This is a genomic window from Lactovum odontotermitis, from assembly GCF_054658595.1.
Window position 1 is genome coordinate 1 of record NZ_BAAGGQ010000028.1, and the last position, 13,916, is coordinate 13,916.

11 protein-coding genes and 2 pseudogenes are annotated in these 13,916 nt (G+C 48.8%); all 13 read right to left on the reverse strand.

Annotation, left to right across the window (positions count from 1 at the left end):
• Positions 1–179 precede the first annotated feature (179 nt).
• Positions 180–1,415 (reverse strand): MFS transporter, encoded by a 1,236-nt coding sequence (locus ACYQ2E_RS10640; RefSeq protein ID WP_460018045.1) that lies wholly within the window; start codon positions 1,413–1,415, stop codon positions 180–182.
• A 92-nt stretch (positions 1,416–1,507) separates the two neighbouring features.
• Complete coding sequence (locus tag ACYQ2E_RS10645; protein ID WP_460018046.1) at positions 1,508–2,248, reverse strand: ABC transporter permease; 741 nt, start codon at positions 2,246–2,248, stop codon at positions 1,508–1,510.
• Positions 2,249–2,261: 13 nt separating this feature from the next.
• Positions 2,262–3,077, reverse strand: coding sequence for an ATP-binding cassette domain-containing protein (locus tag ACYQ2E_RS10650; RefSeq protein ID WP_460018047.1), 816 nt, complete (start codon positions 3,075–3,077; stop codon positions 2,262–2,264).
• Positions 3,058–3,456, reverse strand: a complete 399-nt coding sequence (locus ACYQ2E_RS10655; RefSeq protein WP_460018048.1) for a DUF3021 family protein — start codon at positions 3,454–3,456, stop codon at positions 3,058–3,060. The genes ACYQ2E_RS10650 and ACYQ2E_RS10655 overlap by 20 nt, the downstream gene beginning before the upstream one ends.
• Positions 3,440–3,895 carry a LytTR family DNA-binding domain-containing protein gene (locus tag ACYQ2E_RS10660; RefSeq protein ID WP_460018049.1) on the reverse strand — a complete coding sequence of 152 codons (456 nt, stop codon included), beginning with the start codon at positions 3,893–3,895 and terminating at the stop codon, positions 3,440–3,442. The genes ACYQ2E_RS10655 and ACYQ2E_RS10660 overlap by 17 nt, the downstream gene beginning before the upstream one ends.
• 135 nt (positions 3,896–4,030) lie before the next feature.
• Positions 4,031–4,273, reverse strand: a complete 243-nt coding sequence (locus ACYQ2E_RS10665) for a hypothetical protein (RefSeq protein ID WP_460018050.1) — start codon at positions 4,271–4,273, stop codon at positions 4,031–4,033.
• A gap of 3 nt (positions 4,274–4,276) precedes the next feature.
• A complete protein-coding gene (locus ACYQ2E_RS10670) occupies positions 4,277–4,843 on the reverse strand; it encodes a GNAT family N-acetyltransferase (RefSeq protein WP_460018051.1) in 567 nt (188 codons plus the stop codon).
• Positions 4,844–5,000: 157 nt separating this feature from the next.
• Positions 5,001–6,347 carry a glucose-6-phosphate isomerase gene (locus ACYQ2E_RS10675; protein ID WP_460018052.1) on the reverse strand — a complete coding sequence of 449 codons (1,347 nt, stop codon included), beginning with the start codon at positions 6,345–6,347 and terminating at the stop codon, positions 5,001–5,003.
• Positions 6,348–6,456: 109 nt separating this feature from the next.
• Positions 6,457–9,129, reverse strand: coding sequence for a valine--tRNA ligase (locus ACYQ2E_RS10680; protein WP_460018053.1), 2,673 nt, complete (start codon positions 9,127–9,129; stop codon positions 6,457–6,459).
• A complete protein-coding gene (locus ACYQ2E_RS10685; protein ID WP_460018054.1) occupies positions 9,126–9,686 on the reverse strand; it encodes a GDSL-type esterase/lipase family protein in 561 nt (186 codons plus the stop codon). Before ACYQ2E_RS10685 ends, ACYQ2E_RS10680 begins: the two co-directional genes overlap by 4 nt.
• 238 nt (positions 9,687–9,924) lie before the next feature.
• Positions 9,925–10,950 carry a 3-deoxy-7-phosphoheptulonate synthase gene (locus ACYQ2E_RS10690; RefSeq protein WP_460018055.1) on the reverse strand — a complete coding sequence of 342 codons (1,026 nt, stop codon included), beginning with the start codon at positions 10,948–10,950 and terminating at the stop codon, positions 9,925–9,927.
• Between the two features lie 48 nt (positions 10,951–10,998).
• Positions 10,999–11,091: pseudogene (locus tag ACYQ2E_RS10695) on the reverse strand (SEC-C metal-binding domain-containing protein); the annotation flags it as partial.
• Between the two features lie 186 nt (positions 11,092–11,277).
• Positions 11,278–13,695: pseudogene (secA, locus tag ACYQ2E_RS10700) on the reverse strand (preprotein translocase subunit SecA); the annotation flags it as partial.
• Positions 13,696–13,916 lie beyond the last annotated feature (221 nt).

The window sequence follows — 13,916 nt, forward strand, 5'->3', positions numbered from 1 at the left end:
TCAACGACTATCCCAGAAAGTCGAAAAACTTCTTGTCGCCAAATGAGTTGTTCCTCGAAAAAACGACTGAGAAACTAGATGAAAACATGGTTTTCGGAGAATGTCCAACTTGGTATTGAAATTTTCCATTCTTTTGCCGATATTGCTTTCTTTTTGAAATTATCTCTCAGAAAAAATGATTACTTCCGGATTTCCTTTGTCGTCGTCAGAAAATGGATAAAATTCACTAAAATAAAGAGTGCGCCCGAGAGGAAAACCCCGCGGTAGCCGAACATGGTGGCCACGACACCGCCGACCATTGGGCCGATAACATTGCCGATGCTGGAGAAGCTCTGGTTGTAAGCAAAAATTCGACTAATCATTTCGCTCGGCACCGATTTAGTCAGAAGCGAGTTAATCTGCGGCAGCATGGTGGCGTCGGAAACGCCGATGAGAAAGCGGAAGACCATGAGCAGAAAAACGCTGCCGACAAAAGCCGTCGGAACCTGCACGCAGAAAGCAAAGACGAAACCGCCGATGAGCAGATACTGCGGACCGATTTTATCACCAAGCTTGCCGAAACGCGGTGCGGCGATAATTGTAGAAATCCCGGGCAGCGCCGCGATGATACCGACAAGCAGCGTGGTTGACCAGTTCGTATGATTGATTTCCTGGACAAACAGAGCCATAATCGGATTGATGCCGGTGTTGACAATCTGAATAACGGTCGTTGTGAGAAAGAGACCGAAAATCAGACTTTTATTGTTCAAGTGTCTAAACGGATGTGCATCCGCCGGCTGATCGGATTTGTCCGAAGCCTCACCAGGCTTATGACTTTCTGTTACAAAAAACAGGCAGAGCAGGAAGGCCAGAAACAGGAGCGAGCCCGTCATCAGGAAGCTTCCGCGGTAACCAACTGCTGCTGCGATGACACCGCCTAAGAGCGGCCCCAGCAGATTGCCGGCGGTTTGCCCGGTCACTAGAATTCCCAGGGCGCGCCCGGCTTTGTCTCGCGGTGTCTGCGTGGCAATCAGAGCCGTTGAGTTTGAAATAAAGCCGCCGCACAAGCCCTGAAGCGCCCGCAGCAGCATCAGCTGCCAGACATTTGTCACAAAAGCCATCAGCGCAATCACAATCGCCATGCCCAGCGAGGCCCGCAGAATCATCGGCCGGCGGCCGTATTTGTCGGCCAGCTTGCCCCAGATTGGCGAAATAATCGCCGTCATCACAAAGGTAATCGCAAAAGTGGTACTTGCCAGCAAGTTCAGAACCGGCTTGCTGAAATGTCCCAAATCCGCGATATAAAGCGGCAGGAAAGGCATAATCGCCGAGAAGCCCATGCCCGCCATAAATACGCCGAACCAGAGGATATAAAGATTTCGCGTCGCTTCGCGCTCGTTTTGCTTTTCTTCTTTTTCTAAATCGTCAGATTCCATGATAGTTCTATTTTAGCCCCTGAAGTCTGATTTGTAAAGTGCCAAGATGTAAAACACGCCTGAGGCGTGTTGAGTTCAATTCCGTTCTGTCATTATTTTCTGACGAAAGCCGAATTTTTTAAGACAAAGACTGCGACAAGCAGGATGGCTCCTACACTGAGGGCGATAAGGCTCCAGTTGGGACGTACTGTATAATTATTCGTTAGGGTGTGGGTCAGGTCCGACAGGAGCTGTGTGAGGAAGAAATGTCCGGATACGGTTTTTATCGTGCCTGTGAATCCTGCGTAAGGCACCATCATTCCCCCTAAAAAATAGGAAATGAACATCAGGGGAGTTGCGATTGCGCTTGCCATGGAGGCGGTTTTGCTGAGTAATCCGATGATGATGGCCAGCAGGAAAAATGGGCATGAATAAATATAAAGTTTGATGTAGAAGAGGAGCAGGGTTCCCAGGTCAGGCAGGACGTAGCTGTATCTGAGGTGCGCCACCGCGAGAATTGCCAGGGTCGATAAAAAGATGATGAGGACAAAGGCCGCAAGCTGCGCCAGGAGATAGGCGATTTTGCTGCCCGCCCGGCGCTCGAGCAGGAAATAGAAATTGTCGTTTTTGTAGGCGCTGATGTCGTTTGAAAAGCTGACTACGCTGGCTGACAGCACGGCGTAGAACATGATTAAGGAGATGTTTTCAGGGATGTAGTTGGGCATTTGCTGGCCGAAGCTTTCTGCAAAGACGACCATGAGGAATATCGGGAAAATGAAGATGAAGAAAACGGAGACTGGCAGGCGGAAGCGGAGTTTCAGCTCGGTTGCCAGGTATTTTGGGAAATTTTTCATTATTATTGTCTCCTTATTCTGAGGAAATGATTTCGCCGAGGTTACGTGTGAAATCGCGCTCGTAGCTGATGACATGGTCGAAATGCCGGCTGAGTGTTTTGTTGAGCTGTGATTTGGCGATTTTGTAGCTGAAGTCAAGTGTGTTTGCCCGCTCGAACTCCGGCATGGCCTGGTCGAACTTGACGAGGCTATAATTATGCTCAATCAGCTGGTCTTTGGTTAAATCTGCTGTGATGCGGCCGTTCTTGATGACGATGAAGCGTGTGCAGAGGCGCATGGCTTCTTCGATGTAGTGGGTGACGAGAAAGAGTGTGTTTGCGTTCTGCTCAAGCACTTCGCTCAGGAAGCTCAGCAGGTCGTCTCGGGAATTGTAGTCTAGGCCTGTGGTAATCTCGTCAAGGAAGAAGTATTCTGGTGAGTTCTGGAGGTTTGAAATCAGGAAGAGTTTCTGTTTTTCGCCGCCGGACAGGCGCGCGAAGCGTTTGTTCATGACGGCTGTGAGGTTGAATTTTTCAGCGAGCTGGCGGCCTTTGCTGAGGGCATTTTTGTCTCTGGCAAAGAGTTTCAGGGCCTCGGAGACTTTGATTTCATCGGGTAAGACTTCGTGCTGCATGATGTAGCAGCGGTTCTTGTTCGTGAGTTTTAGGTCTTGGTAGTCAATTCTTCCGCTGGTTTGTTTTAGGCCTTGGTTGATTATGTTGAGCAGGGTTGTCTTTCCGCAGCCGTTTTCTCCAAGTATGGCAAGGCGTTCGCCGTTTTTCACCTCAAGGTTGATATTGGACAAAACTGTCTTTTCGTCGAACTTCATTTCAAGATTGGTGATTTTCATGGTTGGCTCCTAACTTTTGGTTGATTTTCTCGGCCGTGTGACGGTCCCGGAAGTAAAAATAGGTGTAAATAACGGCGAAACTGACGACCCAGCTGATGCTGAAGCTGAATATTGCATTCACGGGCACTTTCCAGGCCAGCATCATGTAAAGTAAGAGTGTAAAGGCGAGCAGGTAACTGGTCAGCGCATGTATTATGAATCTTGCCAGATAAGGCAGGGGGAGATTTTTGTGGATGATGACTGAGGCGAGGCCTTGTAGTGCGCTCTGGATGAGGACGAGGAGGACAAACCAGAATCCCCAGTAAATCGCGGCATAGATTGTCAGTATGAAGGAGCCGATGCCAAGACCTACCAGCATTGAGTCAATGTATTTTTTCATTTTTCATACCTGCCTTTGCATAAATATTCTTTAAATAAGCGCGCGAAATCGGGATTTTCACGTTTGCAGCGCCGACGCGCACGACCATGCCGTTTATCAGGTCCGCTTCTACTGAGTTGAGCTGTGTGAAATTGATGACGTAGGAGCGCGAAACTTGGATGAAATCGTCCGACAGGTTGGCCATGAACTTGTAGAGCGGCGAGCGCAGCCGATAGAGCTTATCACTTTCAGATAAATGCAGCTCCAGATAATTTCCGACGACCTCGATATAGATGAGCTCCGCTTGCGAGATGCGTCTCAGGCCATCCACGGTATCCAGACTGAGACGCTCACCATCATCCAGCTTACTGAAAATTTTCTGAAATTCTTCGTCACTTCGGCAATGCACCAGAACCACAGTTTCTTTCAAAGACTTATCAATTCTCTTTTCAATCTTCATAATCATAGTTTAACATTTCCTTTTCTGTATGCAAGGGTTCTGGGACAAACTTGTGAAATTCAGGGATAAAAAAAACTAATTCAAATCTGATATTTAAGTTTGAATTAGTTCGTTATTTTTTGTAATTAGTAATATTTATTTGCGAATATCTACTGGGACTCTCGTTCCATTCCAAGAGCGATTTTCACCAAAAGCGTTTGCTGTGAATGAATCAGAAGAGTCTGCGTAGGCAGTTTGTGAAGAATCGGCGAACCAGCGGAAAATCGGAACTGCCAGAAAAGCTAACCAGGCAAAGCGGAAACTGTAGAAATAGCCAATTACAAAGAATATAAGTGTCGCCAAAACACCGACTGGAAATGTATGTAAATTCTTCTTCATTGTTTAATTCTCTTTCTTCAGGTAATCCTCTCGTGTCAGAGCATAGTATTCGGTCAATCGTGCATGGTCGTTTTCATCGAGGTCAAAGTATTGGCCGTAGCGGCGCATGCCGATTTTTTCCATGACGCGGCCTGAGGCTTTATTTTCAACAAAATGGTCAGCTGTGAGCACTTCAATTTCCAGCTCCCCAAAATAAAAATCCCGTAGGCAGGCAGCGGCTTCCGTTGCTAAGCCTTGTTTCCAGAAATTTCGATTCAGACAGAAGTAAAAATCTGCTTTGTCACCTTCAACTCCCAGCGCAATGTCGCCAATCATCTGCCCGCTTGACTTCAGCTCAAGCGCCCAGCTTGTCAGCATGTTCTTAAAGGCGAAATTCAAAATATCCAGCTGCGCATCTTCTAGTGTTTTCAGGACTTCAAAGCCCGCCAGCTGTGCGATTTCGGCATCGCCATGGTATTTCAGCAAATCGGCCGCGTCATCAAATCTTATTTTCCGCAGAATCAGCCGGTCGGTCTCAAAGCGCATGTGCTCGGCCAGAATGAGCTCACGGTTTATTTCTTTTGTCGTCATGATGAGTTTAGTCTAACATAAAAAATAATAGCCTGCAAGTTAAAGCAACGCGGATTAACGCTTCTCAGCACATATTTCTCATTTCTGCAGGAAAACAAAAATGAGCTCTGTTCATTGTGATATGAGCTCATTTTTTGTTTTGATTTCTGTTTTTTTATTAAAGACGCGCGTTCAGCTCTGCAGTCAATGCCTCGTAACCCGGCTTGCCCAGGAGACCGAACATGTTCTTCTTGTAGGCTTCAACGCCTGGCTGGTCGAATGGATTGATGCCGTTCAGGTAGCCTGAGATGCTGATAGCAAGCTCGAAGAAGTAAATCAGATAGCCGAGGGTGAATTCGTCCTGCTCGGGGATTGTGATGTACATATTTGGGACGTTGCCGTCTGTGTGAGCAAGCAAGACACCGTCAGCTGCTTTTTTATTGACAAAATCAACGTCTTTGCCTTCAATGTAGCGCAATCCGTCTAAATCGGCATCCATCTTTGGTATGGTGATGTTTTTGCGCGGCTTTTCAACCCGAATCGCCGTTTCGAAAACTGTGCGGGTGCCTTCCTGAATCCATTGTCCCAAGGAATGAAGGTCAGTTGAGAAGTTGGCAGAGGTTGGATAGATGCCCTTCTGGTCTTTGCCTTCAGACTCGCCGGCCAGCTGTTTCCACCATTCAGCGAAATACTGCAGGCTTGGCTCGTAATTAATCAGGATTTCTGAGAATTTACCTTTACGGTAGAGAATGTTGCGCAGCGCAGCATATGCGTAGGCGTCATTCTTGCGGATGTCCGTTTCTGTGTAGTCTTTGCGGGCTTGGTTGGCACCATCCATCAGTTTCTGGATATCGGCGCCTGAAGCGGCAATCGGCAGCAGGCCAACCGGAGTCAGCACTGAGAAGCGGCCGCCGACTGAATCTGGCACGACAAAAGTTTCCCAGCCATTAGCGTCAGCATTGACTTTTACAGCGCCTTTGGCTTTGTCCGTTGTGGCATAAATACGCTTGTTGGCGCCTTCACGGCCGTACTTCTTGACAAGGAGCTCCTCAAAGACGCGGAAGGCAATGGCTGGCTCTGTGGTTGTACCGGATTTCGAGATGACGTTGACTGAGAAGTCTTTGTCGGCTACAAAATCGACCAGATCAGCCAGATAGTTGGAGCTGATGGAATTGCCGGCATAAAGAACAAGTGTCTGCTTGCGTTCTTCCTTGGTCATCAGATTATGGAAAGTTGAATGCAGGAAGTCTGTTGCTGCTTTGGCACCCAGATAAGAGCCGCCGATTCCAAGCACTACCAGCACGTCGCTGTCGCTCTGAATCTGTTTTGCAGCCGCCTGAATGCGGGCAAATTCTGCCTTGTCATAGTCCTCAGGCAGATCAATCCAGCCGAGGAAGTCTGATCCCGGGCCAGTCCCGTCACGCAGGATTTTATCAGCAGCAGTAATCTGCCATTGGATTTGATCTAATTCATTGTCAGCGACAAACGGCTTGAGTGTGCCGTATTCAAATTTGATGTGTGCCATCTTATCTCCTTGTAATTGCATTCGAGCAGGCGCTCGGTATTGGTCTTTTAATCTATGTTCATTCTATCACTTTTCTTTGAAAAAGAGAAGAATGGAGGTGTTTAAGTGTTTAAGTAAGTGTGCTGTTCAGCTCGGAAATTCTAGCTTTGGTCGAATCCAGTTTTTCCTGGTAATCCGCCAGTTTTTCGCGCTCTTTCTCAACCACCTCGGCTTTCGCATTGGCGATGAACTTTTCGTTGCTCAGTTTTTTGTCAATACGCTCGATTTCTTTCTGCCATTTCTCCTGCTCTTTAGCTAGGCGGGCGGTTTCTTCGTCAATGTTGATGAGGCCCTTGAGCGGCAGGAAAATCTCTGCACCGCTGATGACAGCGGACATGGCCTGTTCGTCCAAATTGATGTTTTCTGCAATTGTCAGGGCAGAAGGGTTGGCAAAGCGCGTGATATAAGGCGCGACGGACTTCAGGAAGTCGGCATTGTCAGATTTGATGAAAATCGGGATTTTTTTCGACAATGGCGTGTTGACCTCGGCGCGGATGTTGCGCACGCTGGTGATGAGCTCAATCAGCATGGCGACGCCCTCTGAAGCCTTTTCGTCGTTAAATTCCGGACGAGAGAGCGGGTATTGTGCAACGACGATGGAACCGCTGGTGTTAGGCATTTTCTCGAAGATTTCTTCGGTGAAAAACGGCATGATGGGATGCAGCAGGCGCAGGACTTCGTCAAGCACATGGAGCAGAACGGCGCGTGTGATGTCTTTTGCGGCCTCGTTGTCAGCAAACATGACTTCTTTCGTGAGTTCGAGATACCAGTTGGCAAACTCGTCCCAGATGAAATTGTAGAGAATGTGGCCGGCGATACCGAACTCAAACTTGTCCATCTGCTCCGTCACGCGAAGAATGGTTTCGTTCAGGCGCGTCAGAATCCAGCGGTCAGTGACGTTGCCTGCAGATTTCTCAGCCACCTGCGTCAAGGCTGCTTCAACAGCCTCAGCGCTCATTTCTCCAGCGTTCATCAGGATGTAGCGGGAAACGTTCCAGATTTTGTTAATGAAATTCCAGGCGGCGTCCATTTTTTCATAGTTGAATCGGACATCCTGTCCAGGTGCAGAGCCGTTTGACAGGAACCAGCGCAATGCGTCTGTGCCGTATTTGTCAATCACGTCCATGGGGTCAATGCCGTTGCCGAGCGACTTGGACATCTTCCGCCCCTGCTCGTCGCGAATCAGGCCGTGTATCAGCACATTTCTGAAAGGCGCCTTGCCGGTTAATTCGAGCGACTGGAAAATCATGCGCGACACCCAGAAGAAGATGATGTCGTAGCCTGTGACCAGCGTTGTCGTCGGGAAATAGCGCTTGAAATCCGGATTTTCAGTGTCCGGCCAGCCCAGTGTGCTGAATGGCCACAGAGCTGATGAGAACCAGGTGTCCAGCACATCTTCATCCTGTGTCCAGCCTTCTCCCTCAGGCGCTTCCATGCCCACATAAGTCTCGCCATTGCGATACCAGGCCGGAATCTGGTGCCCCCACCAGAGCTGACGGCTGATAACCCAGTCATGGACATTTTCCATCCACTGCAGGAAAGTCTCATTGAAGCGCGGCGGATAGAATTCAACCGCATCCTCTGTGGACTGATTTTCGATGGCGATTTTAGACAGTTCATCCATTTTGACGAACCACTGCTTGCTCAAGCGCGGCTCAACAACGACGCCGGTGCGCTCAGAATGCCCGACCGAGTGCTTAATCGGCACTTTTTTCAGGAGCAGTCCAGCAGCATCTGCATCAGCCACAAACTGTTTTCTCGCTTCAAAACGGTCCAAGCCCTGGTACTTCTCAGGGACACGCATACTGGCGGCCATTGTCCCGTCAGCATTCATAATAATATCCTGACGAATGTCGTGTCTTTGTCCAACGATAAAATCATTCGGGTCATGAGCCGGCGTAATTTTAACCGCACCAGAGCCTTTTTCAGGGTCCGGATATTCGTCGGCTATGACGGGGATGTGATAACCGGTCAGAGGCACGATGACCTCTTTTCCGATAATATCCTTGTAGCGCGAATCATCCGGGTGAACCGCAATTGCGCCGTCACCGAACATCGTTTCTGGACGCGTTGTCATAATTGTCAGATATTTTCCGCTGCCGTCGGCAAACATATACTTAAAGTAGTGCTCAAAGCCGTCATCATCCTCGTGAATGACCTCAATGTCAGACAAAGCTGTAAGGGCCTTCGGGTCCCAGTTGATAATCTTCTCGCCCTGATAAATCCAGCCTTTCTTATAAAGCTCGACAAAAACCGTGCGCACCGCCAGATTCAAGCCCTCGTCCAGCGTAAAGCGCTCGCGCCCGTAGTCCACGGAAATACCCATTTTAGCCCACTGCTCATGAATCGTCTCAGCGTATTCGTCTTTCCACTCCCAGGCTTTCTCGAGAAATTTCTCGCGGCCGAGGTCATAGCGCGAAATCCCGTCCTCAGCCAGACGGGCCTCAACCTTGGCCTGCGTGGCAATTCCTGCGTGGTCCATGCCTGGCAGCCAGAGCGTGTCAAAGCCCTGCATGCGCTTCTGGCGGATGATGATGTCCTGCAGCGTCGTGTCCCAGGCGTGTCCGAGATGGAGCTTGCCCGTAACATTCGGCGGCGGAATCACGATACTGTAAGGCTCAGCCCCAGTTTCACGGGTCGCCCCATTTGATCCGGGCTTGAAAACGCCCGCGTCGAGCCACTTCTGATAGCGGCCGGCCTCAACCTCTTTCGGGTCGAATTTCGTCGAAAGTTCTTCTGTCATTTTATTTCCTCAATTTTCTTGATAATTTCATCAGCTAGGAGTTCATAGGCTGCTTCGGTAAAATGCAGGCCGTCCGGCCTGAGCAGAGCATCAGGATTTTCCTGTGCCATCATCACACGGAAAATGTCAATTAGCGGAACTTGCCGTTTCGCCGCTAGTTCAACGGCTGCTTCTCTGAATATCTTAACCTCTGCTAAAGAGCTGTAGTGCATGGGCTCTTTTTCGTTGTAGTAGGGGGCTGTGATTAGCACACATTTTTTGCCGCCGAGTTCATCAATCATCTGGTTCAGGTTTGCCTGGTATTCGTCGGCGCGAATCAGGTGTTGAGGTGATGCATCGTTGGCGCCGAAGAAGATAAAGTTAATATCAGCATTTTCTGCCAAAACGTACTTGACGCGTAAGAGGCCGCCGTATGTATCGTCGCCGTTGATGCCGTGGAGCGCGACTTTGATGTCTGGGCGCCTGGCTTCGATGAGGCGCTGCAGGATGTTTGAGCTGCCGCCCTCGTCCATGCCGTAGCCGTTGGTGATGGAATCTCCAAAAATTGTGATTTTCATGTTTTGCTTTCTAATTAAAAAATACCCTGTAACTGCCCTTGTTAAAAGGGTGCAGTCGCACGGTACCACCTTTATTTTTTACTTTAGTATTAACTTTTTTGAAACTCGGCAACCTTCAAAATCTTTGTCCGAAGTCTCGCACCTCCGACTTCTTTCTGGCGAACTGGGATTTTTACTCCTCCGAATTTATGTTTGTATTATAACAGAGTTGGCTGGACTTTTCAAGTAAATGAGAACATCAAAGCGATTCGGCGATTTCCTGGACCAGCTGCTCGGTTTTTTCCCAGCCTAGGCAGGGGTCAGTGATGGATTTACCGAAAATCAGCGGTTCGTCCTGACGGCCGTCTTCGAGGTAGGACTCAATCATGAAGCCGCGGACGTATTTGCGGATTTTTTCGTCCCAGCTGCGGTTGAGCAGGGTCTGGCGCACGATGCGGATTTGCTCCAGGTATCTTTTGCCGGAGTTGTCGTGGTTGGCGTCAATCATGATGAAGGGATTTTTTAAGTTTAGTTTCTCATAACTTTCAATGACGTCCAATAGGTTGTCGGTATAAAAATTCGGATGGTTTTTTCCGTTTTCATCGCTGCTGCCGCGCAAAATAGCATGGGCCAATGTGTTTCCGCTGGTTTCAACCTCTTCATGGTTGAACAGGAAGAGCTGAGGCTTCTGCGCTGCATGAATGGCATTGAACATAACATTGAGATTGCCTGAGGTGGGATTTTTCATGCCTACTGGTGCATCAATTCCGCTGGCAACAAAGCGGTGTACCTGGTCTTCGACTGAGCGGGCGCCGACGGCATGATAGCTGACTAAATCTTCTACTAGGTTAACATTTTCTGTATAAAGCATTTCATCGGCTGTCGTCAGGCCGGTTTCTGTGATGACCTTGTAGTGCATCTCCCTCACGGCGCGGATGCCGTTAATCAGGTCCTGGCTTTCGTTTAAATTCGGCTGATGAATCAGCCCTTTGTAGCCGTCACCGTTAGTCCGCGGTTTAGCTGTGTAGACACGCATCACGATGAAAATTTTGTTTTTGACTTTTTCTTGAAGTCTTGACAAGCGGCGTGCATATTCCAGCACCGGCCCTTCCCTATCGCTTGAGCAGGGGCCGATTATCAGCAATAAGCGCTCATCGCGGCCTGTCACTATATTGAATAATTCTTTGTCCCGCTCAATTTTACGGGCAACTTGTTCCTCGCTCAAACGGCTATGCTGCTTGACCTCGTCTACATCTATCATTTTACCTATTTTTTTAAATGTCATTATTTATTAACTTTCAAAAAAGTAAGCAGCCGAAGCTGCTTATTTTGTTTACAAGACACCCATTGCCCGGCCATGGCAGTTTTTGAATTTCTTGCCTGAGCCGCAAGGGCATGGGTCGTTGCGGCCGACTTTGGAGAAGTCTGACATTCGGTTGTCAATTGCTTCCGGCTGTATGGCGCGCATTTGCTGCGGCTGGATTTCCTGCTGCATCTGCTGACCAATCGTCATGGTTTCTTGCTGCTGTCTTATCTGCTGCAGCTGCGCGATGTTTTGTGCCTGTGCCTGCATGGCCTGCTCCAGCTGCATTTGCTGTTGCTGCTGCGGGTCGTGAATCTGCGCTTTCATCATCAGACGTGTGATTTCAAACTCAATGGCACCTATCATGGCGTTGAAGAGTTTAAATGACTCTTCCTGATATTCGACAATCGGCGTATTTTGTGCGTAACCGCGCAGTCCCACGGCTTGACGCATCTGGTCGAGCTGGTCAATATGGTCAGACCATTTGTTGTCAACGACTCGGAGGATAACTGCCCGCTGGAATTCGACCTGACGCTCCGGCGTCAGCTTGGACATTTGCTGCTTGTATGTCTCTTTTATCTGAGAGAAGATGAAATCTTTCAGCTCATTCGCGGACAGGCCGTTAATCTGTGATTCTGTGACTGTCTCGTCGCGGAAGAATGAAGTTTCCAGAGTGAGGAACATATTCTTATAGGCTTCATCCTTGAGCTTGCCGCCGCCTGCGACCACGTAGTCATCTACCAGACGGTTTGTTGCTCGGCTAAACATGCCCATCAGCTCCGGCGTCATGTCTTCTGTCGCGAAAATGACACGCTGGCGCTGCGAGTAAATCACGTTACGCTGCTCGCGCATGACGTCGTCGTACTGCAGGGTCTGTTTACGTGAATCGTAGTTGTTGCCTTCGACGCGTTTCTGGGCGGATTCAATCTGGTTGGTAATCAGGCGGGATTTAATCACTGCATCGTCACCGGTCATCTTGAAGCGCTCGAGAACTGTTGCCACGCGCTCAGAGCCGAATCGTTTCATCAGCTCGTCTTCCAGTGACAGGTAGAATTGCGAGATACCTGGGTCACCTTGACGGCCGGAACGGCCGCGCAGCTGGTTATCAATACGGCGGGACTCATGTCGCTCAGTACCGATAACAGCAAGTCCGCGGAATTCGACATTCGGATGGTCAACGACACCTGGGCCGAGCTTAATATCGGTTCCACGGCCAGCCATGTTGGTGGCAATGGTGACTGCGCCCTGCTGGCCTGCATTCATGATGATTTGCGCTTCTTTGAAGTGATTTTTGGCATTCAGCACTTCATGCGGAATCTTGGCCTTCGTCAGCTTTTGAGAAATCAGCTCAGAGGTCTCAACCGCCACTGTACCAATCAGAATCGGCTGGCCTTCAGCGTGCCGGCGTTTGATATCCTCAAGTACGGCATTGAACTTAGAATCCAGCGTCGGATAAAGCAAATCCTCGTGGTCAACACGCATTACCGGCTTATTCGTCGGAATCGGGATAATCTGGATATTATAAGTCTCACGGAATTCTTCAGCCTCGGTCTTGGCAGTACCCGTCATACCGGACAGCTTTTTGTACATACGGAAAAAGTTCTGAATCGTGATTGAAGCGGATGTCTTTGCCTCATCCTGAATCGGCACGCCCATCTTAGCTTCCAGCGCCTGGTGCAGTCCGTCAGAAAAGCGGCGTCCAGGCATGGTACGGCCGGTAAACTGGTCAATAATCAGGACTTCCTGATTTTCATCGACCATATAGTCAATATCTGTGTAGAAAATGTAGTTCGCACGCACCGCATTGTCAATAAAGTGCGTCAGCGCGGCATTTTCCAGGTCATACAGATTCTCCACGCCGAAGTACTTCTCGGCCTTGTCAATTCCCTCTTCAGCCAGAGAAACCGTCTTCGACTGGATGTCAATCTTGTAGTCGTCGCCCTCTTCGTACTCTTCGTGGCCGTGCAGGGTTTTGGCAAATTGGTCAGCTCTTGCGTAAAGTCCAGAGTTGCCGGACGCTTGGCCTGAGATAATCAGAGGGGTACGAGCTTCATCTACCAGAATTGAATCCACTTCGTCGACCAAGGCATAGTTAAGCTGGCGCTGCGTCAGGTCTTCCTTGCGGACGACCATGTTGTCGCGCAGATAATCAAAACCAAGCTCTGCGGATGTTGAGTAGGTAATGTCACAGGCATAGGCCTGACGTTTTTCATCCGGCGACTTTGAGTTCAGATTAATGCCGATTGACAGACCGAGCCAATTGTAAAGTTCGCCCATTTCCTCGGCATCACGCTGTGACAGGTATTCATTGACCGTCACAACATGGACGCCTTCGCCGGAAAGGGCATTCAGGTAAACAGGCATGGTCGCAGTCAGTGTCTTACCTTCACCGGTACGCATCTCGGGTACATCGCCGTTGTGCAGGACGATACCGCCCATAATCTGGACGTGGAAGGGATAGAGGCCGAGCACGCGCTTAGCCGCTTCACGACAGACAGCAAAAGCCTCGAACAGCATGTCATCGAGGATTTCCTCTTTTTTATCTTCGCCTCTTTTTTCAATTTCAGACTTATAACGCGCCTTGAACTCTTCGGTCTTCGCTTTCAGTTCCTCGTCGGACTTTCGCGCCATCTCATCGGCGTAAGACTCGACTTTGTTCGCCATTTTATTCAGCTTGCGCAGTTCTTTTTTATCGTTTTCTATTATTCTTTGGACAATATTTGGCATTCAATTTTCCTTGTATAACTTTAATTCAGTCAATTATCTATTATAACACGTTTTCTCTGGTTTTTTCTAAAGAAAACACCGAATTTCCAACTTCCGAAAGTTATAAAATGAAGTTGGACACTTTTCCAACAAAAAATCATCATGTTTTCTTATAATAGTTTTTTCGACAAAACAATATAGAAAAGAGACATGATGACCTTCTCCAATTGTAGCACAGAACA